The following is a 20,749-nucleotide window of genomic DNA, read 5'->3' as shown; positions in this document are numbered from 1 at the left end:
TAACCTAACGTAGTCTCTCCTTCCATCCCCGATCCACCTACCGTACGGCCGCGCGAGCGCGCCTCGCGGCTCACCGACCGCCCCACGCCGACGACTTGACGCACCCACCCGACGCGGCCGTCACCCGCCGCGTCGGCCCCGAGGAGGCACCCGCCCATGAGTACCAACCCCTTCGACGACCCCGAAGGCCGTTTCCTGGTCCTGGTGAACGACGAGGGGCAGCACTCGCTCTGGCCGTCTTTCGCCGAGGTGCCCGGGGGGTGGACGATCGTCTTCGACGAGAACACCCGACAGGCGTGCCTGGACTTCGTCGAGACCCGCTGGACCGATCTGCGCCCCCGATCCCTCGCGGCGTCCACGGACGTGTGACCTCCAGCGGTCCCGCGGTGAACCCGCCCCGACAGCTGACACCTCGGAGGGGCACCGCCGATGCTCTGCAGCAGACTGACCAACGCGCGCTTCCTCACCATGGATCCGGACCACCCCGTCGCCCACGACCTGGGCATCTGGCGGGGCCGGATCGTGGGCCTGGACGAGGCCGTGACCTCGCTGCCCGCACGTGAGGTGATCGACCTCCAGGGCGCCACCGTGCTGCCCGGGTTCATCGACGCCCATGTGCACCTGGCCTGGACGGGGTTGAAGGCGAACACCGCGAGCATCGCCGGCCGCACACGGATCGACGACGTGCTCGCCGTCGTGGCCGAAGCCGCCGCCCGGAAGGGCTCGCCCGGCGGCTGGTTGAGCATCGCGGGCTACGACCAGCGGGCCCTGGGCCGTCATCTGACCGCCGCCGAACTGGACACGGTCAGCCACGGGCGCAAGGTGTTCCTGCTGCACGACTCCGGACACGGCTGCGTCGTCAACTCCGCCGTCCTCGGCCTGCTCCCCGCCGACATCCCGCACGAGAACGGCTTCCTCACCGAGGGCGCCATGGGCGCCGCCCGCGCGCTGCGCCTGCCCCATTCCCAGCGGGAGCTGGCCGAGGCGATCGGGCGCGCCGCCCGGACCTGTCTGGCCGAGGGCGTCACCGCCTGCGCCGAAGCGGGCATCGGCGGCGCCCTCTTCGGTCACAGTCCGGTCGAGCTGGGGGCGTACCAACTCGCCCGCGAGGAAGGTCTGTTGCCGTTGCGTGTGCAGCTCATGGTGGCCGCCGACCGGCTGCGCCCGGCCGGCGCGCACGAGGACGACGGCATTCCCCGGGCCCTCGACCTCGGCATACGCACCGGCTTCGGTGACGACCGGCTCTCCCTGGGCGCGCTGAAGATCTACACGGACGGCGGCATGATGGCCCGGACCGCCGCGCTCAGCGGCCCGTACGAAGGGCTCGACCACGCAGGCCAGTTGCAGGACGACCCGGACGTGCTCGCGGACACGATCGTGGCCGGTCACCTCGCCGGGTGGCAGCTCGCCGTCCACGCGATCGGCGACCGCGCGGCGGATCTCGCCCTGGACGCCCTCGAACGGGCCCAGCGCCTCCGCCCGCGCCCCGGCGCCCGGCACCGTATCGAACACGCCGGGCTGATCCGCCCCGACCAGCTCCCGCGCTTCGCGCGGCTCGGCGTCAGCGCGGTCGTCCAGCCCAACTTCCTCCGCCACTTCGGCGACGACTACGCGGCGATCATGGGCGCCGAGCGGGCCCCGTGGCTCTACCGGGGGAGGGCGTTCCTGGACCACGGCATCCCCCTCGTCGGCAGCTCCGACCGCCCCGTCACGGACGGATCCCCGCTGCGGGCAGTCCAGTTCATGGTCGAGCGGGCCGCCGGCTCCGGCCAGGTGATCGGCCCGGACGAGGGCATCACCGTCGACGAGGCCCTGCGCGCCTATACGGTCGCCGGCGCCTTCGCCTGCCACTGGGAGGACACCCTGGGCAGCCTCACCCCGGGCAAGTCCGCCGACCTGGTCGTGCTCGGCGACGACCCCCGGCGGGTCGACACGGCGCGCATCGGGGACATCGAGGTGGTGGCCACCTATGTCGACGGCCGCGAGGCGGCGGTCCAACAGGGCCGTCCCCGACTGGACTTGAAAGTAAGGTAAGGCTAACCTAATCTCGTTTGTCTCGTCGGAGTGCCACGGCGCCGAGCCGTCCTTCGATCGTGGAACCGAGGAAGGAAAGCCTTGATCACGGCTACGCCGCGCCCCGCCCCCCAGTCGCACGCGCTCCTCGCGCCGACCCCCTCCGTGCGCTCCGCCCGGAAGGAGGACGCCGCCGCACTCGCCGAACTGTCCCGGCCCTTCGTGCGCTCGGGGGCGCTGCGGGAGCGGCCCGCCTCGCTCTACGCCGCCCACGCCGCCGACTTCCTCGTGACACAGGCCCCCGGAAGCCCCCTCGACGGCTGTGTGGGCCTGCGCGTGCACCAGGGCGCCCCGGGAGAGGGTCGCGGGCCCGTAGGCGTGCTCTACAGCTTCTGTGTGGCCGGGCACCGGCAGGGACACGGAGTGGGGGCCGGGCTCCTGCGCGCCGCGCTGGCGACGGCGCGCGCCCAGTCGCTCGGTGCCCTGTTCACGGCGACGACCGGCGGGGGCGGTCTGTTCCTCCGGTACGGCTTCGCGCCCGCGCCCGCGCGACTGGCGCCCGCGTCCTGGGCGGCGTCCCTGGACCCCCGGCGCGACGCGCGGATCCTCAGGAGGATCCTGTGACGGTGGGCGCCCGTCGGGCGTTGCCCGGGCCGTGGGCCCGGCCGATGTCGTGGTCGCTGTCCGGACGGCTGTCCGTGCTGCCGTCCGGGGTGTCGTCGGGGACCACGGTGGTGCCGGGGCTGATCTCGTCCAGGACGGCCCGCAGCGCCGCGTGAGGGACGCGGCCGTCGAGTACGTGCGCCTTGCGCACGCCGCCGCGAACGGCCCGCAGACAGCCCTCCATCTTCGGCAGCATCCCGCTCGCCAGCCCCGGCAGCAGCCCGTCCAGCGCGTCGGCGGTCACGTGCTCGATCACCTCGGTGCTGTGGGGCCAGTTCGCGTACAGCCCCTCCACATCGGTGAGTATCACCAGGCGCGCGGCGTTCAGGGCCACGGCCAGGGCCGACGCCGCGAGATCCGCGTTGACGTTGTAGACCTGACCGTCCTCGCCGCGTGCGACGGGGGAGACCACCGGGATGTGGCCCTGCTCCAGGAGCGTGCGCACCATGCCCGGGTTCACGTCCACGATGTCGCCCACGAGACCGATGTCCACCGGCCGGCTGTCCACCCAGGCCGGCCGCCGCACGGCCGTCATCGTGTGCGCGTCCTCGCCCGTCATCCCCACGGCGAAGGGCCCGTGGGCGTTGATGTGGCCGACCAACTCCCGCTGGACCCGGCCGGACAGCACCATGCGTACCACCTCCATGGTCTCCGGAGTGGTCACCCGCAGGCCCGCCTCGAACCGGGTCTCCAGGCCGAGTCGGTCGAGCATCGCGCTGATCTGCGGCCCGCCCCCGTGCACCACGACCGGGCGCAGACCCGCGCGCCACAGCTCCACGACGTCCTGGGCGAACGTCCGTTGCAGGCTCGCGTCCACCATCGCGTTGCCGCCGAACTTGACCACGACCGTATCGGCGCCGCCACTAGTTCCGGCCACCGCGGCCCGCTCCGTCATGGTTTCCGTCTCTCGTGGGGTGTCGAACGCGCCGGTGAGGTGGTTCCGTGCGGCGTGGACCGGCGGCGGGGCCCGTATCGGGTCGATCCACCGGGTGTTCTTAGCTTAGCCTAACCTAAATAGCGACGATTCTGGTCCGTGTCGGACCTGTCGCCCCCGGCGGCCGGGTGAAGGTCAACTCTCCGCCCCGGGAAGGGCAGTTGCCGACCGAGGCCGTGTACTCGTGCATCCGCAGTGTTCGCGCCATCGACGCACCGATGACCCGCCCGGCGGCCTGTTTTCGACGTTTGTGAAATCGGCGGCCAAGGGTAATGATCGACCTGGTTCGTCAATGGCTCATTTGGACCGCCTCTGTTCGGCGCGCCGCTTTGAAATCCGTGCCCCGTGCAAATTTCTGCCGCCGTCGGACAGTGGCGTACATGAAGGAGTGTCACCTCGTGTCTGGCGCAGCGAATATCGGCACACCACTGCAGAAATTACGGACGATCGTGGCCGAAGTTCTTGAAACGGATGAGGAAAACGTCGAGGACGACGCGCTCTTCTACGAAGACCTCGGCCTCGATTCTCTCGAGAAGACCGAGGTCGTCGTCCGTACCGAGAAAGAATTCAAGGTGAAACTCAGCCCCGTCGAGGCGGCGGCCATGCGCTGCGTCGAGGATTCCGCGGCGGTGCTGCTCGGGAAGTTGGGCGGCAGTAGCCGTCCGGAGGCGGGGCCGCAGCCCGTCGACCTCGTCGAGCGGCTGGTGGGAGTCCACCTCGCCCAGGGCCGCGGGGAGCGGATCGCGTACACCGACCCCGACACCGGCGACCTCTCCTACAGAGGGCTGCACGACGCCGTCGTGCGATACGCGGCGACGCTGGCCGCCCAGGACATCCCCGCCGGAACCCGTGGACTGATCGTCGCCGACGACTCCGTCACCACGGTCGCGGCCGCCCTCGGCATGTGGCGGCGCGGGTGCGTACCGGCGGTCGTCAGCCCTCTCCTCAACGACGAGGAGATCGGTTACATCGCCGACGACTGCCGGGCGAGCGTGATCCACCTGGATGCCGCGCCCAAGCGGCAGCGAGCCCTGGAAGCCCTCTTCGCTGACCGGCGCCGGATCGCCGGCCAGGACTTCCGCGAGGACGGCGGATCGGGCGGCGGATCGGACGGTGTCGCGGACCTCCGTAAGGACGGCGCCGACGGCCCCGGCCGGGACGGCGCGTTCGCCTGGCCGTCGGAGAGCGAGGCGCTGATCCAGTACACATCGGGAAGTACGGGCCTGCCCAAGGGAGTTCGGCACAGCGCGGGTGCCATCGAGGCGGCCTTGGCCGGATTCGGCTCGCTGCTGGCGCTGCGTGAGGACGACACGGTGCTGTCCACGGCACGCATGTCCTTCGGGTACGGATTCGGCGGGACGGTGCTCTTCCCGCTCGCGGCCGGCGCTCGGGCGGTCCTCTTGCGTGGCGGCGTCGATCTGCACACCGTGACGGCGGCCCTGGACCGGTATCGGCCGACGGTGGTCTGGTCGGTGCCGCGCCTGTACGCGGCGATGGTCGATGCCGCCGATTCCGCGGACACGTCCGACGCCCCGTCCGACGCCCAGTCCGACGGCGGCCTGTGGACGGAGTCGGTGCGGCTGTGCGTCGCCGCCGGCGAGAACTTACCGGCCCCGCTCGGCGAGCGCGTCCAGAACACCTTCTCCGCCGAACTGATCAACGGGCTCGGTGCGACGGAGGTACTGCACATCGTTGTGGCGACCCCCGCCGGCCGGCCGATGCCCGGGACCATCGGCCTGCCCGTGCCGGGAGTTCGGGCCACCATCCGGGACGCCGAGGGCCTCCCGGTACCCGACGGCGTCGAAGGGCGGCTCCACATCAGCGGCCCCACGGTCGCGCTCGGCTACATCGGCCGCTCGGACGCCGCGGCGAAGACCTTCGCCGACGGTGGCGTGTACACCGGCGACATCGCGATCCGCAACGCCGACGGTGACGCCGGCGGTGACGGCGCCGTGGTGCACCTGTGCCGCGCCGACGACCTGCTGAATCTGGGCGGCTACAAGGTCCCGCCCGGCGAGATCGAGGCCGTGGCGCGGTCCGTCGAAGGCGTCCGCGAGTGCGTGGTGGTGGGCCAGGCCGACGCGCACGGGTTGGAACAGGCCGTTCTGTACGCCGTCGCCGAGACCGGATCCGACACCGGACAGGTCCGCCGGTCCATCACCGCCGCCATCCGCACGCGCCTGGCCCCCTTCAAGCGCCCGGCCCGGGTGGAGTTCCTCGACCAACTGCCGGTCACCTCCACCGGAAAGCTGGCCGCGTTCCAGCTCCGTCAGCGGGTGAACCAGCCGTGACCTGGGACATCACCGGGAGCGGGGCGGTCGCCAACATCGGCCGCACACCCGGGGAGATATTCGACGCGCTCTGCGCCGGGCAGGAGACGCGCAACCCGCTGAAGGCTTTCGACAGCGGCAAGTACCGGACCCGCCACGCCTACGAGATCGACGACCGTGCCCCTTCCGGCCGCACTCCCGACGACCGCGCCGCCGCCCACCGGGACGAGCCGCTGCGGGCGACCAAGTGGCTGATCCACGCTGTCCGGCAGGCTCTCGCCGACGCGGGCCTGTCCGACGACCTTTCCCGGACACCGGTGCTCGTCGGGACGACGCTGCGCGAGCAGCGCAGCACGGAACTGTGGTGGACCGAGGGCACCCCCCTCCACCCCGCCGACCTCCACTTCGGCGGCGCCCTGCGCGACGCGTTCGGCGCTGTCTCCACGTACACCTTCGCCAACGCCTGCTCCGCCTCGCTGTACGCACTGGGCCTGGCCACCGACATGATCGAGTCCGGCACGACCGACACGGTCGTGGTGGCGGGCACGGACTCCATTACCGAGAGCGCCTTCGGAATGCTGGACCGGGTGCAGAACGAATCCCCGCAAGAGCTCCGGCCGTTCGACGTGTCCCACAAGGGGATGCTGATGGGAGAGGGCGCCGTCGCGGTCGTCCTCCGGCGCCCGGGGACGCACGACCGGCGTCCGCTCGCCCGGTTGAAGGCCGTCAGTATGAACTGCGACGCTGGCCACGCCACCGCACCCGACCCCGACGGCATACGCGCGGCCGTTCTCGACGCGCATCGGCGTGCCGGTGTCAGCAGTGAGGACATCGACCTGGTGATGCTGCACGGCAGCGGTACGCCCCGTAACGACGAGACCGAAGCCGCCGTCCTCGCCGAGGTGTTCGCCGGTACGGGCAGGGCCCCGCTGATGACGGCCATCAAATCCATGACGGGCCACACGCTCGGCGGCTCCGGACTCCTCAGCCTGGTCGTCGCCGTGCTGGCCATGCGGCGCAGCACCGTCCCGCCGGTGCTCGGTCTGGCCGAGCCCATCGAGCAGGCGGCCGGACTCGGCCTGGTCCGCGGCGGGGCGACCGCGGCCGACATCACCACCGCGCAGATCAACGCCTTCGGCATGGGCGGAATCAACGCGGTCGCGCTCGTCGAGGCGGCGGCATGACCGACGCGGGAGCGGCGGCCCTCGTACGCCCCTTACCGAAAGGCACCGTCGTCACCGGCGTCGGGCTGGCCGTGCCCGGCCTGCGGTCCGTGCGCGATCTGCTCACCGCCCTGCCTCCTACGGACGGATTCGATCCGGCGACGGCCTTGAAGGGCCGGGAGATGCGCCACAAGGACCGTGCGTCTCGGCTCGCCCTGTACGCCGCCGAGCAGGCGCTCGACGACGCGGGCCTGCTCGACGAGAAGGGGCGCTTCCGGGTGACGGCCGGCACCGAGGCCGATGCCGCGGCCGGTACCAAGACCGGTACCGGGGCCGACGACATGGCGGACCTCACGGCCGTGGTGGTCAGCTCCAACCTCGGCACGTTGCGGATGGCCTGCGACTTCACCGACACCATCGCCCGCGACACGGTCACCGGGCTGAGTCCGCTCGGCCTTCCACAGACGTCGAGCAATGTCGTCGCCGGCTGGGTCGCCATCCGCTACGGGCTGCGCGGCCCGAACCTCACCGTCTGCAACGGGGCCACCAGCGGCCTGGACGCGGTGCACTGGGCCCGGAACCTCATCGAGGCGGGCCGCTGCCGCAGAGCGGTCGTGATCGGCGTCGAACCGGCCGCCGAACACGCCGACAAACTGCTCGGCCGGCCGGTTCCCGACGTGGCGTGCGCCCTGGTGCTCGAAGCGGCGGGCGAGGCCTCCGTACGAAGGGCGGGCGTCTACGCGCGCCTGTCGGCCTACACGCGCGGCGCCGAACTCGCGCCCACCGTCGCGGTCACCGAATCCCTGGCACCCGCACCCGTCGGACTCCGGCTCACCGGCGACCTGGCGCGACCGCCGGACACCCACGCCGGCCGGAGCCTGGACCTCACGGCGCGACTCGGACACTGCTCGGGCGCCCTGGGAGTCCTCCAGGCCGCCGTCGGCGCCGTCCATATCCGAACGCACGGAACCAAAGCCGTCCTCGCGCTGGCGGGAGGTGCCGACGCCGATGACGCGGCAGCCGCCCTCCTGTTGACCGGCCCGGACGCCGAATGAAAGGAGAATCCGCAGTGGAATTGACAGTGGACGTCGAGGAATTGCGCACGATCGTCGCCCGGTCGCTCGAGCTGGAACCCGAAGAGGTCGGTGACGGCGACCACTTCGCCGAGGATCTGGAAATGGACTCGCTGATGGTGCTGGAAATATCCTCCCAGCTGGAGCAGCGCTACGCCGTACCGGTCCAGGACACCTCCATCGGCTCCGTACAGAACCTCACCGAACTGCGCGCTCTGGTCGAATCGCTGCTGGCCGAGGAGTCGTCGGCGTGACCGAAAGGCGAATAGCGCTGGTGAGCGGCGGATCCCGGGGAATCGGCCGGGCCGTCGTCACCAGGCTGGCCCAGGACGGATTCGACGTCGCCTTCTGCTACGTCTCCCGCGGCGACGCCGCCAAGGAGACCGAGCGGCAGGCGGCGGCCCTCGGCTCCCGTGTCCTCGCCATGCGGGCCGATGTCGCCGACGCCGACGAGAGCCGTGCCTTCCTCGCCGCGACGGAGGACGAACTCGGCCCGATCGACGCCGTGGTGACCGCGGCGGGCATCACCCGGGACAAACCGCTGGCGATGATGGAGGACGCCCAGTGGCATGACGTCCTGACCACCAACCTGGACGGGACGTACCACATCTGCCGTCCCGCCATCGAACGCATGGTCAAGCGCCGGGCGGGCTCGCTGGTGACGCTGTCCTCGATCGCGGGAGTCCACGGAAGCGTCGGACAGACCAACTACTCCGCCGCCAAGGCCGGGATCATCGGCTTCACCCGGGCCATGGCGAAGGAGTACGGCAGATTCGGCATACGGGCCAACACCGTGGCGCCGGGATTCATCGAGACGGAGATGACGGCCGACGTGTCCGAGCGGGCCAGGAAGAAGTATCTCGGCCAGATCCCGCTGTCGAGGTTCGGCACGTCGGAGGAGGTGGCCGACCTGGTCTCGTTTCTCCTGTCCGCGCGCGCCTCCTACATCACCGGGCAAGTCCTGGGCGTCGACGGCGGGTTGGTGATGTGAACGGCGTGGCCGCCCCGGTGACACCGGGCCCGAATCCTCTACGACGGGCAGGACACGCATGAGTGCCATCGCCCCGCTCGGCCCGGTCACCCGGCGCCGGCCCGTCGACGACCCCGCGGTACGCCTGTTCCTCTTCCACCACGCGGGCGGCTCCCATCTGCTCTACCGCGGCTGGACGCGCCACTTCCCGGACGACTGGGACATCTGCCTGCTGGACGCGCCCGGCCGCGGGAACGCGCAGGGCCTCCCCCTCATCGGCGACTGCGCGGACCTCGTGGCGTTCTTCGACGACGCCCTCACACCACTGCTGAACGGGCCGTTCGCGTTCTTCGGCCACAGCGTGGGGGCCCGCGTCGCCTACGCGCTCACGCGCCGCCTCGCGGACACCTCACGCCAACTGCCCCTCTGGCTGGGGATGTCGTCCTTCCGCGCGCCCCAACCGGATTCGGTGGGGCCACCGATGAGCCGGAGCCTCGATTCCGAGGCGGCGCTCCGTGACTGGCTGAGGGCCACGGGCGGCGCCCCGGAGCGACTGCTGAGCGACGACGGCCTCTGGAACGCGTTCGCCCCCGTACTGCGCAGTGATCTGGGACTCGCGGACACCTGGGACCGTGAGACACCCGACAAGCCCCTTCCGGTGCCGCTGACGCTCTTCACCGGCTCGGACGACACCGTGGTGGCCCGCCACCATCTGGACGCCTGGCCCCATCTGACGGACAACTTCCTGGGGCTGCACACCTATTCGGGAGCGCACTTCTATCTGAACGACCACCGGGAGGAGTTGACCGGGCACATCACCCGGACGGTACGCGCCCTGCTCCGGCCGAAGCCGACGCACACACCGGGTGGGGGACCGGCCGGGCACCCGTAGGCGGCCCCTGACCGGTGTCACTCACCGCGTCCGGGGCCGGTGTCAGGGAAATGTGCCAGAGACCGGCGTGGCGGCGCCCCTGTCCTTCTGGGACGGCGGAGCGGGTCACGCCGGTATCGTGCGTTGTCCGACCGCGCGCCGGGTCGCTCCAGGTCCCTGGCCGACCTTGTCGTACGACGCGAAACCGCCGCGCACGCCGCGTCCCGGGTGCCGCGGGGCCCGCGAGGCACAATTGGTCCGCCGCCCCGCCGCCCCGCCCATCTCCTCCTGGCCCGGCGGGCATCAGATTCCCACTCCCTGCCCCTCCCGAAGGACTCACGACATGAGCAGCCGCGCGGACGCGATCAAGACGGTTCCCCTCACCCCCGATCTCTACGACTACGTCCTTGCCCAGGCGGAACCGCGAACCCCCGTCCAGGAGAGGCTGATCGCCCGCACCCAGGCGCTCGGCGGCCCCGCGAGGATGCGGATTCCGCACGAACAGGGCGTCCTGCTCACCCTGTTGGCCCGCCTGACCGGTGCTCGCAGCATTGTGGAGGTGGGCACGTTCACGGGGTACTCGACCCTCGCCCTGGCCCAGGGGCTGGCCCCCGGCGGGCGCGTTCTCGCGTGCGACGTCTCCACGGAATGGACCGCCATCGCCGAGGAGGCGTGGAAGGAGGCCGGTCTCCGGGACCGTATCGACCTCCGGATCGCCCCGGCCCTCGACACCATCAGGGCCCTGCCGACGGAGCCGCTGATCGACCTGGTCTTCCTGGACGCCGACAAGCCGGGCTACCGCGCCTACTGGGACGAACTCGTACCGCGCGTGCGTCCCGGCGGGCTGCTGCTCGCCGACAACGTGCTGTACGGCGGCGAGGCGGCACGTACCGACGCCGAGGGCAACGGCCTGGCGATCCGGGAGTTCAACGCACACGTGCGCGCCGACGACCGGGTCGAGTCCGTGCTCCTGCCGATCGCGGACGGCCTGACCATCGCCCGCAGACGCTGACCGCGCCGGTCACCGCCGCGGAGCCGGGGCGTGGCCGGCTCCCGCCGCGCGCCCGGCTCAGACCTGGCGTCCCACCGGCACCGTGTCGCACCCGCGGAGGTGTCGGCCGTCGCCGTACGCGGCGTTCCCGCACGCCACTCGGCGGTGGTCCGCTCCCCCGCCCCTGGCCCGTGACCGGAACACGCGCCCTGCTTCGAGCAGAGGGATCCGTGAGACCTGTTCGCCGACGGCCCAGGCGCGGGGCATATGCGGCCCGGCGGCAAGGATTGGTCACCCCCGAAAATTCGACTTGATTCAATCGCCGGTTGACTGGATATCCCTTTTTCTTTCCGTTTGTCGAGTTGATGTGACAGCTTTTCCGGGGAAGGCGAGTAGCGAATAAATCGTGGGGGGCGTACTGGGGAGCGCGCGTGCATGGCGGGGGCTCACAGCGGTATGAAAAGTGCCTCACCTGCCGGTCGGTACGGAGTTCCTGTCGGCGCAAGACGGGCAGTGGATGTGATGTCGATGGGTGACCGAGCACTACAAGGGGGCGCGCATGATCATTGTTCAAGTCGTACACAGGGTGGGACTGTTCCGTTCGGCCCTCGTGGCGTTGTTGCGCTGCGAGGAGACACTCGACGTGTCGGCCTGTCCGAAACGGCCGAGCCGCCAGGGGGCGCACGGACCATCGCCGCACGTCTGGGTCACCGATATCGACTGTCTCGATGACCCGGCGCGCACGGGGCGGTCCGGATCCGGCAACGGGCAGGGCGGCATGGGGGCGTTATTGGTGCTGACCCCGGCGAGAAAGCCGGGCGCGCTGCTGAGGGCATTCGAGGCGGGAGCGCTGGGATATGTCAACAAGGACGGCGATCCGAGCCGGTTGATCGAGGGCATTCACCAGGTCGCGCGTGGTGAGCGATTCGTGGACGATTCCCTGGCCTGTGATTTCCTCCAGGCGACGAAGATTCCCTTGACGCCGAGGGAGTTGAGCGCACTGGGACTCGCGGCGCAGGGGGCGCCGATCAGCGAGATCGCGAATTCGCTCAATCTTTCGAGCGGGACGATACGCAATTACCTGGCCTCCGCCATACGCAAGGTCGGCGGGCGCAATCGCATGGACGCCATCCGCATCTCCCAGGACGCGGGATGGCTGTAGCGGTGGCCGCGACCTGGGATCCGGCCCGGCGCGTTCAGCGGTCGGCGGCCGGCGGCGTGTGCTGCCAGTGGCCGACCAGGTCGCGGTAGAGCGGGGAACTCGTCAGCAGTTCGTCGTGCGTCCCGAACCGTGGTGCGGTGCCGTCCAGCACGAGCACCCGGTCCGCCCGGCGCGCGGACGACAACCGGTGGGCCACGACGATCAGCGCGCCGTCACGGTCGCGCGTCCCGTCGACAAGGACCCGCGCGGCGAAGGCGCGTTCGGCGTGTGCCTCCGCGGCCGGGTCCAGATGGCAGGTGGCCTCGTCGAGCACCACGAGCGGCGCGGGGGAGAGATAGGCCCGGCACAGCGCCAGCAACTGGCGCTCACCGTGGGACAGTCCCCGGGGGTCGAGTACGGCCTCCGGGCCGCCCAGCCGGTCCACGAGGGGCTCGGCGCCCAACACCGCGACGGCGTGCGCCAGTTCGTCGTCCGAGGCGTCCGGCCGCAGGTGCAGGAGATTGTCGCGGACGCTGCCGGTGAAGACATACGCCTGCTGCGGGATCAGGACGCGGCGCTCCGCCAGCTCCTGGGCCGTCCCGCCGGTCACCGGCTCCCCGCCGAGCAGCACCGTGCCGAGGTCGGGCGTGACGAGCCCGGAGACGACGCCCGCGAGGGTGGACTTACCGATGCCGCTCGGGCCGACGACGGCGATGTGTTCGCCGCGCCGGACGGTGAGGTGGAGGTGCTCCAGTACGGGGGGTGAGTCGGGGCCGTAGGCGTGGGTGACGGCGCGGACCTCGACCGCCGGTGCGGGGCGGTCGTGGGGACCGGGTACGGATCCGACGACACGGCCGTTCCCGGGCGGCCGGGGCGCGGGCAGCGGCGGCCCGGGAACGGCCGTCGCGTCCTGGAAACGGTCGACCACCACCAACAGCCGTGTCCCCGCCGCTCCGAGCGCGGTCATCATGCTGTGCAGCGCGGGCAGCAGCGCCTGGAGGAGATAGGTGAGCGCCCCGGCCAGCGCCCCGGTCGTCACCCCCTGCCGCAGCAGCCACGGCGTGGTGACGAGCAGAAGGAGCACGGGGAGTTGGCCGGCGACGCCGAGCGCCACCGTACGTACCGCCGCCCAGCGCGCCAGCACACGGGACGTCCGCTCGGCGGAGTCGAACAGCCGTCCCGTACGAGCCGCCGCGTCCGCCTGCGCGCCACAGGCCACGAGGTCGCGATGGCCGGCGGAGACAGCCCCCACACCCTCGGCGACGGCCTCGTCCGCGTCCAGGAAGCGCCGCTGCGCCGAGGCCATCGGGAGCAGCGTGGCGAGGAAGAGCGCGATGCCCACGACGAGCGGCGGCACAACCACGAGGAGCAGTTCGGGGGCGAGGGCCAGCAGGCCGATCAGCGCGCCGACGGCGTTGAAGACGAACGCCCGCACGGTGAGGACGAGTCCGGCGAAACTGTCGCGGACGATCTCTGTCTGGTGGGTGAGCCGCGAGACGGCGCCGGTGTCCGAGCGGTCGTCGGTACGGGCCGGGTCGGTGACCGCCCGGCGCAGCGCCTGCCGGACCGCGCGCCGTACGAGCGCGTCCCGCAACGGCTCGGTCAGCTGGGCGAGTTGAGCGAAGACGCCGCGTACGGGAGGACCCGCTCCGAGGATCGCCGCGGCGGCGACCGCGAGCCAGCCGAGACCGGTGCCGGTGTGCCCGGCGAGGAAGCCGCGATCGAGGGCCTGGGCGAGGCAGTACCCGCCGAGGAAGGTCTGCCCGGACTCCAGCAACGACCAGCCGCCCAGCCGTACGAGCACCCGTTTCCTGCTCCCCAGGAACCGTCGCGCGGGCGGCAGGTTCCTGCGCAGCATCCCCCGGCCGGGCCGCGTCCCGCCGGCCGGCGCCTTCACGGCGGCGCTCATCGGTCGGCCCGCTCGGTGGTCCGCTCGGTGGTCCGCTCAGCGGCGGGCGCCGGCGTGGGTTCCGGAGGGGCGAACAGGGCTCGGTAGTCCTCGGAGCACCACAACTCCTCGTGCGGGCCCGTCGCCCGCACCCTGCCCTCCTCCAGCCAGATCACCAGGTCGCAGCGGGCCGCCGAGGAGAGGCGGTGGGCGACGATCAGCCGGGTGCCGTGGCGGACGTCCCGGGCGAGGGCGCGCTCCACCTGGTGCTCCGTGACGGTGTCCAGGCTGGATGTCGCGTCGTCCAGCACCAGCAGCCGCCCGGCACGGGCGAACGCCCTTGCCAGGCCGAGGCGTTGGAGCTCACCTCCGGAGAGCGGCGCGGTGTGCGGCGGGGTCGCGTACCCCTGCGGGAGCAGCCGTACGAACGCGTCCGCGCTCGCCGCGCGTGCCGCCGCCCGGACCCGTTCGTCGGTCCGCGCCCGTTCCTCGGCGGCCCGGACCCGTTCGTCGGTTCGCGCCCGTTCCTCCGCCACCGGTGCGCGGCCGGCCAGCGCTTCGCCGAGCGTGGCGCCGAACAGGACCGGGCGCTCGAAGGCGTAACCGACCTCGCGGCGCAGTTCGTCGTGCGGTACGGCGCCGAGCGGGACACCGTCCAGCAGGACGTCTCCCTCGTCCGGCTCCGTGAGGCGCCCCGCGACCGCCGCCAGCGTGGACTTGCCCGCACCCGAGCGGCCGACGACCGCCACCGATGTGCCGCCGGGGATCGTCAGGTCGATTCCGTCGAGGACGGTGCGGCCGTCGCGTGTCACGGCCACCCCGCGCAGGTCCAGCGTGCCGCGCCCCTCGGGCGGCAGGCTCCGGGTTCCGTAGGTCATGGCGGGCAGGGCCATCAGCTCCGCCGTCCGGCGGCCCGCCGCGCGGCTGCGGATCAGGGAGCCGAGCAGGCCGGCCGCCGTACCGACACCGGCGGCGAGCGCCGCGTAACGGGCGGCGGCCAGCAGATCGCCGACGCTCATGTCCCCCGACGCGAGCCGGACGCCGCCGACCGCCAGGACCGCGATCGTCAGCAGCGGCATGAGCACACCGCTGCGGGCGACGGCGGCGCCGTGGATCCGCCACATGCGGCTGCCCTGCGCGGCGAGTTCGGGCAGCGGGGCGAGGACACGATCGCGGTCGCGGGCCTCGGTGCCGGCGGCGGCGATCGTCCGGGCCCCGGCCAGCGCCTCCACCAGGCGCGTCGCGATGTCGGCCTGGACGTGCTGGTAGCTCGCGACACTGTCGGAGGAACCGCGGGCGAAGGCGCGCAGGACCAGCATCAGCAGCGGAAGGCCCGCGAGGAAGGTGAGCGCGGTCCATGGGTCGATCAGGAAGAGCGCGACGATCGCCCCCGTCGGCGCGAGCAGCGAGGCGCCGAGTGTCGCGGCGGAGACGGGCGCGGTGCTCGCCTCGGTGGCGTTCGCGGTGAGCCGGACGGCCACGTCGCCGGGCGGGAAGCGGGAGGCGTGGCCGGGCCACGCGGCGAGCAGGTGGTGCACACCCCGGGTGCGGAGCCAGGCGGCGGAACGGGCGCTCGTGGTACCGCCGAACAGTGCCACCAGCGCGTCCAGCAGTACCTCGGCGACGATGACGGCCGTGCAGGCGAGCAGCCAGGGGTCCGCATCGGGGCTTCGTGCGAGCAGGAGGTCGAGGGTGCGGCCGAGGACGGCGGGCAGTGCGAGGGACGCGACCGCGGACGCGGCGGAACAGAGGAAGACCGCCGCGGTGCGGCCCGCGCTGTGCCGCGCGGCCCCCAGCAGGAGACCGGCGGCTGTCGCGTCACGGTCGTCGGGGGCGGACGGCGTCTTCAAGAAGGGGGTCCCCTCGGTTCGGGCGGCGGCCGGTGCGGTTCTCCCGTACCGCGTCGTACGGATACGCGCTGCGGCACCGTACCTCCGCCCGCGTGGTGCGCGACTGAACGTCCGCGAGCGCCGGACGGGATGGAGAGCCCGTCCGGCGCTCGCGGCACCAGGTCATCGGCCGGCCGACGACCGGCGGTGTCAGTTACAGGTGGTGATGCTCAGGCTGCTGTCACCGCAGAGCAGCAGGCTCGCCCGGCTGCCGGTGGCGACGTCGCCCGTGGCCTCTTCCTTCGGGGTCTCCATCGACTGCAGGTCAAGAAGGTTCATGACTGTGCCTCTCTTTTATGGGGACGGTGTTCTGTTCGCGACTCCACGAGGAGCCGGTTCATGGGCCGCTTCTTCAGCGGCGGGAGGAACGGCAGTCGCGCGGGTTCGTCCGCGTGGGCGGCGGCGACCGCCAGCAGACAACCGGCGGTACCGGTCGCGAGGTCCATGGAGAGCCGCATCATCTGCTCTCCGGGGAAGGCGAGTTGGCCCCGGTAGGGCAGCGCGTGCCAGGCGAGCGTGCCCAACTGCCGGGCGATGTCGGCCGGTTCGGTGCCGGGGCCCGTCACCGACGTACGGCTGAGGTGGAGCACCATGCCGGCCGCGCCGCGGAAGAGGCCGGGCTGCGCGTAGAAGGTGGCCTGGGCCGCCCGTACGATCTCGCCGCGTGCCCGCTCGAATCGTTCGTCGGCGCGGTGAGCGAGGTAGTCGTCGAGGACCATTCCTATGCCGACGCTGCCCGCGCCCAGATAGGGCATGGTGCGCCAGCCCTCGTTCACCTGGAGCGTGCCGCCCGCGCTCCGTACGCAGCGGTCCAGGTCGCTGCCCAGCGCCCGCGCCGCGAGGTCGAGCAGGGCCGTGTCGCGGGTGCGTTCGTACAGGCGGATGAAGAGGAGTGCCACGCCGGCGCCGCCGTACAGCAGCCCGGCCCGGTGTGTGCCGTCGGCGATGCGTGTTCCGTCGGCGACCGGCCCCGCGGGAGCGGCGTCCATGGCGCGGGCGGCGAGCTGCGCGCAGACCAGGGCCGCGTCGTCCAGTCCGCTCTCGCCGGTCGCCTCGCCGAGCGCGCTGAGCGCGAGGCCCAGGCCGGCGGCGCCGCCGTGCAGATCGGCGGGGAGCTCGTCCCATGGCTGACGGAGTGTCAACTCGGCCAGTTCCAGGGCCCGGTGCGGATGGCCGAGCCGGTGCAGGGTCCAACTGAGGCCCGCGAGGCCGTCGTAGAAGCCCAGCGGGGTGCCGGACTCCGGCTGCTTGGTTCGCTCCAGCAGCCATTCCTCGGCGCGGGGGCACGGGTCGGCGCCGCTCTCGGCGAGGGCGTAGAGGACTCCGGCGGTGCCGTAGCCGAAGGAGAGACCGCCCCCGGCCGTGGCGAACTGGGCGATGTCGCCGGGGAAGTAGCGGTCGTCGCGCTCCGGGGTCGCGGAGGCGAGGATCGCGCGGACCATGGAGTCGCGGCTGTACGGCCAGTCGGCGGGCTCGGCCGGCAGATAGGGCGCGGTCGGCTTCGGGGAAGCCGCCCGGGTGACCGAATCGGGTCCCGCGCCCCGGTCGGCGCCCCGGTCGGCGTCGCGGTCGGAGTCCCAGCCCGGGTCGCGAAGAATCTCGGCCACCGCTTCGTCCAGGAAGGCGCGGTCGACGGGAAACTCCCGCGCCACCACCTCCGCCAGATGCGCCGCCTTCTCCCGGTCGATCGCGAAGAGACTGGTCAGCGGTATGAACAGGGCCAGGCGCAGACAGGCGAGGGCGTACCGGTCGACATCGAAGCCGCGTCGGCCGGCCGGTGCGACGAACGCCGGATTGGCTACGGTCTGCCGCCCGTTGTCGGCGGCGGGCGCCGCGGCCTCGAAGTCCAGGAGTACGACGGAGGACTCGTCCTCGGAGACCATGATGTTGAACAGGTGCAGGTCGTTGAAGACGATCCCGCGTTCGTGCACCGCCTCGACGGCCTTTTCCACCAGCCCGTACACGCGCAGCGCCCACCGCGTGTACTCGGCGAGCCGCTCGGCTCCGGGATCCGCGTCGATCAGCGGATGCCTGCGGGCGAAGAAGGAGTTGAGGGGTTTGCCCTCCACGAACTCCAGCACCAGGAAGTGGTGGCCGCCGATTTCGAACGTGTCGCGGACCTCCGGGGTGCAGGCGAGCCCCGACAGCGTCTCCAGGGCGTGCCGCTCCCGGCCGAGCCGGGTCACCGCGTCGGCGCCGTCCGCCGCCAGGCCGGCGTACGGCCTGGCCTCCTTGAGGACCACCTTCTCGCCGGTCCGGCTGTCGCGGCCGACGTACACGCCACCGCCGTTGGAGAAGTGCAGTGCCTGCTCCACGACGTACGGCGACGCCTGGACGGTCGTCGCGGCGCGCGCTTCGAGGTGGGGGAGCAGGACGTCGGGCGGGGTGACCCAGTCGGGTATCCGGAAGACGGGTCCGCGCAGATCGGGTACGAGCTTGCCGTCGGCGTTCTCGACCGCCGGGCGCAGCATGCCGTCGGCGTAGCAGTCACGGCGCGTGAAGCTGCCGTACCGCACGTGGACCGGGCCCGCGTTCCACCGGAGGTCGCTCAGGATGTACGGGCCGGGCTCCCCGGTCAGCAGTGCGTCGAGTTCCCCGGCGACGCGGCCGAACTGCTCCTCGTCCGCCGGATAGACGGTGATGAATTTCCCGCTGGCGCCGCGGTCGGCGTATTTGGCGTTCCGCGTGTGGAGCAGATATCTGCTCGGTACGAATTTGAACGCGATACGGCGGGCGAAGCAGTAGGCCATGGTCCGGTCGAGAATCGACTCGGCATTGTCCAGACAGGCCGACAGGTGAATCTTCCAGCCCTGGGAAGGCAGTTCGTGCTCCACGGGGCGCAACGCCAGCCAGTCGCCGCTGTGATGGCGCTGCCAGCCGTCGGGCACCGGGCGGCGGGCGGCTTCGTACCACTCGCCCGTCCTGCCGACCGCGGTGCCGGCTGAATCGGTGAACTCGGTCGGGTCGGTCGGGTCGTTGGCGGGGGACAGGTGGTGCGGTGAGTCGTAGAAATGCCGGTCCGCGTCGCAGAACACGGCGTAACCCTTGTTCACGCACCCTCCCTCGTCGGCGACAGCGCCAACCGTGCCACGCCGCGGAGGGCGGCCCATAGTCGCCGATGTCACCGAACGACCATGCGTTACGCACGAGTAACAGGAGTGTGTCGTGAGCGACCGGATCAACGACCCGGCTCCGGCCTCGTGTTCACACACGGGACCGGAGCCGGCGGCGGCATTCACCGGTTGAAGCCGGCTTTCACGTCGTGACGGACCCGCTATCCCTCATCGGGGGCGTCGCACGTGCGCGGATTCATCCAGAGCGCCTGGAATTGATTGATGTACCGATTGGTGACCGACCCGTCGATGACGCGCAGCATCGCGTCGTTGGCGCGGTAGGCCGAGTTCTCGGTGATGTTGTAGGAGCCGACGAACACCGGCTTCCGCCATTCACTGGCGTACTTCGCGTCGATCAGGAGCAGCTTGTTGTGGCTCCAGCCGTCACAGTGGATGTCGGATTCGGCGATCCCGTAACCCGTCAGGATGTCGTGGCCTTCCTGCTTCTGGACGATGATCTTGATGTCGCAGCCGATGCCGCGCAGGCGCTTCAGCTGCGCCACGATGCTCTGTGAGTAGCCGCTGTCGTCCAGCCCGCTGGCTTCCATCCAGACCCGGTCGTTGCCCGGCTCGCAGGCCGAGACGTTGCCCAGGATGTCGGCGACCCGATTACTTCCGGCCTGAGGGTAGAAGTACGCCTTCGAGAGGTCGTAGGTGCCGTCGATCATCCTGGTGGTGTTGGTGTCCCACGAGACGTTGTCGTACGTCCAGCTGCCGAGGTACAGCCGCCGCCAGTAGTTGACGTAGGCCGAGAACAGCGCGTCGTCGTCCCGGCTGATCAGCAGGTTCTGCGCATGCTGGGCCTGGAACGCGCCCAGGTTGCTCGAACTCTGGATCACCAGCTTCGTGTCGCCCTTTTTGACCAGGAAGAACTTGTTGTGCATCGAGCCCTGGTCGGTCTCCATACAGGATTTGGCGCAGTACTTCACGTCGATACCGGCGTTCACGAGCTGCGTCCTGATCCCGGAATCCGACGGGCCTATCACGACGCGGACGCTCACGCCGCTGTTCTGGGCACGTACGACCGCGTTCGCGATGTCCTGGCCGCCACCGTCGGCGAACCAGTTGAAGAGGGCGATGCGAATGTAGTTGCCCGTCTCGCCGGCCGCGGTCGCGTCGGCGGTCGCGTCGATCTTGCCCTTGATCTTGGAGACCAGCAGGAGATCCGGGGCTCCGCCACCGTAGATGAAGCAGGTCTCGTAACGGCCCGATGTCGACTCCTCGCAGTCGCTGGTCGCGGCCGACGCCGAGGGTGCGGAGATCACCGTCACCATCAGGGCCATGATGAGCAGGAGCGTGCTTGTCAGAGAACGACGCCTGAAAATGGGCTTATGTGTGTTCACCGGCGCATCGTATGGCATGTCCAGAACTGGTGACGGTGTTTCAGAAAGGCTGTGGATCTTGGCCGGATGCCGTCGAGAAGGCCGGTGTCGGGTTGGGCCGGGGTGGTGGCCGAAGCCCCGGCCGCGGCCAGGATCGCGGGCGCGAGAGGGCCGCGTCCCGGGCGTCCCCATCTTGCGGGAGCGGTCGGCTTTGGTGAAACTGTCAGGAGCATGACGACCCTGGCGCCTCGGGTCGTCCCCTCTGCCTCTCCGCACAGACAAGGACCGTCATGAGCCCTCTGGCAGTGCAGATCCGCGACGCCGGCCCACTCGACGTGGCCGTGGAGGAAGAAGAGATCCCGTTCGAGGACGAGTTCGACCCCAGTCGCGGTATCGAGGCGTGTCTGCCCGAGCCCTGGCCGACGGCCACGACCCGCGTCGCCTGCGA

18 protein-coding genes are annotated in these 20,749 nt (G+C 71.2%); 12 read left to right on the top strand and 6 right to left on the bottom strand.

Features of this window, described 5'->3' with window-relative positions:
- Positions 1-156 precede the first annotated feature (156 nt).
- The 3 genes from P3L51_RS09985 to P3L51_RS09975 all read left to right on the top strand — a co-directional run bounded on the left by P3L51_RS09985 (position 157) and on the right by P3L51_RS09975 (position 2,637).
- Positions 157-369 carry an MbtH family protein gene (locus P3L51_RS09985; protein ID WP_354604752.1) on the top strand — a complete coding sequence of 71 codons (213 nt, stop codon included), beginning with the start codon at positions 157-159 and terminating at the stop codon, positions 367-369.
- A gap of 60 nt (positions 370-429) precedes the next feature.
- Entirely contained in the window at positions 430-2,034 is a 1,605-nt protein-coding gene (locus P3L51_RS09980) for an amidohydrolase (protein WP_354604751.1), read from the top strand.
- An 81-nt stretch (positions 2,035-2,115) separates the two neighbouring features.
- Positions 2,116-2,637 (top strand): GNAT family N-acetyltransferase, encoded by a 522-nt coding sequence (locus P3L51_RS09975; RefSeq protein ID WP_435594416.1) that lies wholly within the window; start codon positions 2,116-2,118, stop codon positions 2,635-2,637.
- On the opposite strand, the gene argB is transcribed toward P3L51_RS09975, so the two are convergent.
- Positions 2,621-3,571 carry an acetylglutamate kinase gene (argB, locus tag P3L51_RS09970; protein WP_354604750.1) on the bottom strand — a complete coding sequence of 317 codons (951 nt, stop codon included), beginning with the start codon at positions 3,569-3,571 and terminating at the stop codon, positions 2,621-2,623. The two genes, P3L51_RS09975 and argB, sit on opposite strands and share 17 nt — an antisense overlap.
- A gap of 437 nt (positions 3,572-4,008) precedes the next feature.
- On the opposite strand from argB, the gene P3L51_RS09965 reads away from it, so the two are divergent.
- The 8 genes from P3L51_RS09965 to P3L51_RS09930 all read left to right on the top strand — a co-directional run bounded on the left by P3L51_RS09965 (position 4,009) and on the right by P3L51_RS09930 (position 12,110).
- Positions 4,009-5,901 carry an AMP-binding protein gene (locus P3L51_RS09965; protein ID WP_354604749.1) on the top strand — a complete coding sequence of 631 codons (1,893 nt, stop codon included), beginning with the start codon at positions 4,009-4,011 and terminating at the stop codon, positions 5,899-5,901.
- Positions 5,898-7,064, top strand: a complete 1,167-nt coding sequence (locus P3L51_RS09960; RefSeq protein WP_354604748.1) for a beta-ketoacyl-[acyl-carrier-protein] synthase family protein — start codon at positions 5,898-5,900, stop codon at positions 7,062-7,064. The genes P3L51_RS09965 and P3L51_RS09960 overlap by 4 nt, the downstream gene beginning before the upstream one ends.
- The gene (locus tag P3L51_RS09955) at positions 7,061-8,098 is read left to right on the top strand and encodes a beta-ketoacyl synthase N-terminal-like domain-containing protein (RefSeq protein WP_354604747.1); all 1,038 of its coding nucleotides are present in this window, start codon (positions 7,061-7,063) and stop codon (positions 8,096-8,098) included. Before P3L51_RS09960 ends, P3L51_RS09955 begins: the two co-directional genes overlap by 4 nt.
- Before the next feature lie 14 nt (positions 8,099-8,112).
- Positions 8,113-8,370: an acyl carrier protein gene (locus tag P3L51_RS09950; protein ID WP_354604746.1), complete on the top strand. Its 258-nt coding sequence runs from the start codon at positions 8,113-8,115 to the stop codon at positions 8,368-8,370.
- Positions 8,367-9,107, top strand: a complete 741-nt coding sequence (gene fabG, locus P3L51_RS09945) for a 3-oxoacyl-ACP reductase FabG (RefSeq protein WP_354604745.1) — start codon at positions 8,367-8,369, stop codon at positions 9,105-9,107. The genes P3L51_RS09950 and fabG overlap by 4 nt, the downstream gene beginning before the upstream one ends.
- A 58-nt stretch (positions 9,108-9,165) precedes the next feature.
- Positions 9,166-9,978 carry a thioesterase II family protein gene (locus P3L51_RS09940; RefSeq protein ID WP_354604744.1) on the top strand — a complete coding sequence of 271 codons (813 nt, stop codon included), beginning with the start codon at positions 9,166-9,168 and terminating at the stop codon, positions 9,976-9,978.
- A 322-nt stretch (positions 9,979-10,300) separates the two neighbouring features.
- Positions 10,301-10,969, top strand: a complete 669-nt coding sequence (locus P3L51_RS09935) for an O-methyltransferase (RefSeq protein ID WP_354604743.1) — start codon at positions 10,301-10,303, stop codon at positions 10,967-10,969.
- Between the two features lie 511 nt (positions 10,970-11,480).
- Complete coding sequence (locus P3L51_RS09930) at positions 11,481-12,110, top strand: response regulator transcription factor (protein WP_354604742.1); 630 nt, start codon at positions 11,481-11,483, stop codon at positions 12,108-12,110.
- 34 nt (positions 12,111-12,144) lie between these two features.
- Here the strand turns inward: P3L51_RS09930 and P3L51_RS09925 are convergent, their stop codons facing one another.
- The 5 genes from P3L51_RS09925 to P3L51_RS09905 all read right to left on the bottom strand — a co-directional run bounded on the left by P3L51_RS09925 (position 12,145) and on the right by P3L51_RS09905 (position 20,322).
- Positions 12,145-13,998: an ATP-binding cassette domain-containing protein gene (locus P3L51_RS09925; protein ID WP_354604741.1), complete on the bottom strand. Its 1,854-nt coding sequence runs from the start codon at positions 13,996-13,998 to the stop codon at positions 12,145-12,147.
- Positions 13,995-15,827 (bottom strand): ABC transporter ATP-binding protein, encoded by a 1,833-nt coding sequence (locus P3L51_RS09920; protein WP_354604740.1) that lies wholly within the window; start codon positions 15,825-15,827, stop codon positions 13,995-13,997. The genes P3L51_RS09925 and P3L51_RS09920 overlap by 4 nt, the downstream gene beginning before the upstream one ends.
- A 189-nt stretch (positions 15,828-16,016) precedes the next feature.
- Positions 16,017-16,145, bottom strand: a complete 129-nt coding sequence (gene ramS / locus P3L51_RS09915; protein ID WP_023536623.1) for a mycelium formation morphogenetic lantipeptide SapB — start codon at positions 16,143-16,145, stop codon at positions 16,017-16,019.
- Positions 16,142-18,919, bottom strand: coding sequence for a class III lanthionine synthetase LanKC (gene lanKC, locus P3L51_RS09910; RefSeq protein WP_354604739.1), 2,778 nt, complete (start codon positions 18,917-18,919; stop codon positions 16,142-16,144). Before lanKC ends, ramS begins: the two co-directional genes overlap by 4 nt.
- Before the next feature lie 221 nt (positions 18,920-19,140).
- Complete coding sequence (locus tag P3L51_RS09905) at positions 19,141-20,322, bottom strand: phospholipase D-like domain-containing protein (RefSeq protein ID WP_354604738.1); 1,182 nt, start codon at positions 20,320-20,322, stop codon at positions 19,141-19,143.
- A gap of 269 nt (positions 20,323-20,591) precedes the next feature.
- Here P3L51_RS09905 and P3L51_RS09900 point away from each other — a divergent pair.
- On the top strand, positions 20,592-20,749 hold a 158-nt coding region (locus P3L51_RS09900), incomplete at its 3' end, for an SflA family class IV lanthipeptide (RefSeq protein ID WP_354604773.1).

It is taken from the genome of Streptomyces panacea, from assembly GCF_040560175.1.
Lineage (GTDB): Bacteria > Actinomycetota > Actinomycetes > Streptomycetales > Streptomycetaceae > Streptomyces > Streptomyces panacea.
Note: the sequence above shows the minus strand (reverse complement) of the source record. Positions and strands in the feature narration are given on the sequence as shown.

What these genes read in the sequence shown, in the direction of transcription:
- P3L51_RS09985 (WP_354604752.1), top strand. Translation starts at nt 157, where the DNA reads ATGAGTACCAACCCCTTCGACGACCCCGAAGGCCGTTTCCTGGTCCTG.
- P3L51_RS09980 (WP_354604751.1), top strand. Translation starts at nt 430, where the DNA reads ATGCTCTGCAGCAGACTGACCAACGCGCGCTTCCTCACCATGGATCCG.
- argB (WP_354604750.1), bottom strand. Translation starts at nt 3,571, where the DNA reads ATGACGGAGCGGGCCGCGGTGGCCGGAACTAGTGGCGGCGCCGATACG.
- P3L51_RS09955 (WP_354604747.1), top strand. Translation starts at nt 7,061, where the DNA reads ATGACCGACGCGGGAGCGGCGGCCCTCGTACGCCCCTTACCGAAAGGC.
- P3L51_RS09940 (WP_354604744.1), top strand. Translation starts at nt 9,166, where the DNA reads ATGAGTGCCATCGCCCCGCTCGGCCCGGTCACCCGGCGCCGGCCCGTC.
- P3L51_RS09935 (WP_354604743.1), top strand. Translation starts at nt 10,301, where the DNA reads ATGAGCAGCCGCGCGGACGCGATCAAGACGGTTCCCCTCACCCCCGAT.
- P3L51_RS09925 (WP_354604741.1), bottom strand. Translation starts at nt 13,998, where the DNA reads ATGAGCGCCGCCGTGAAGGCGCCGGCCGGCGGGACGCGGCCCGGCCGG.
- ramS (WP_023536623.1), bottom strand. Translation starts at nt 16,145, where the DNA reads ATGAACCTTCTTGACCTGCAGTCGATGGAGACCCCGAAGGAAGAGGCC.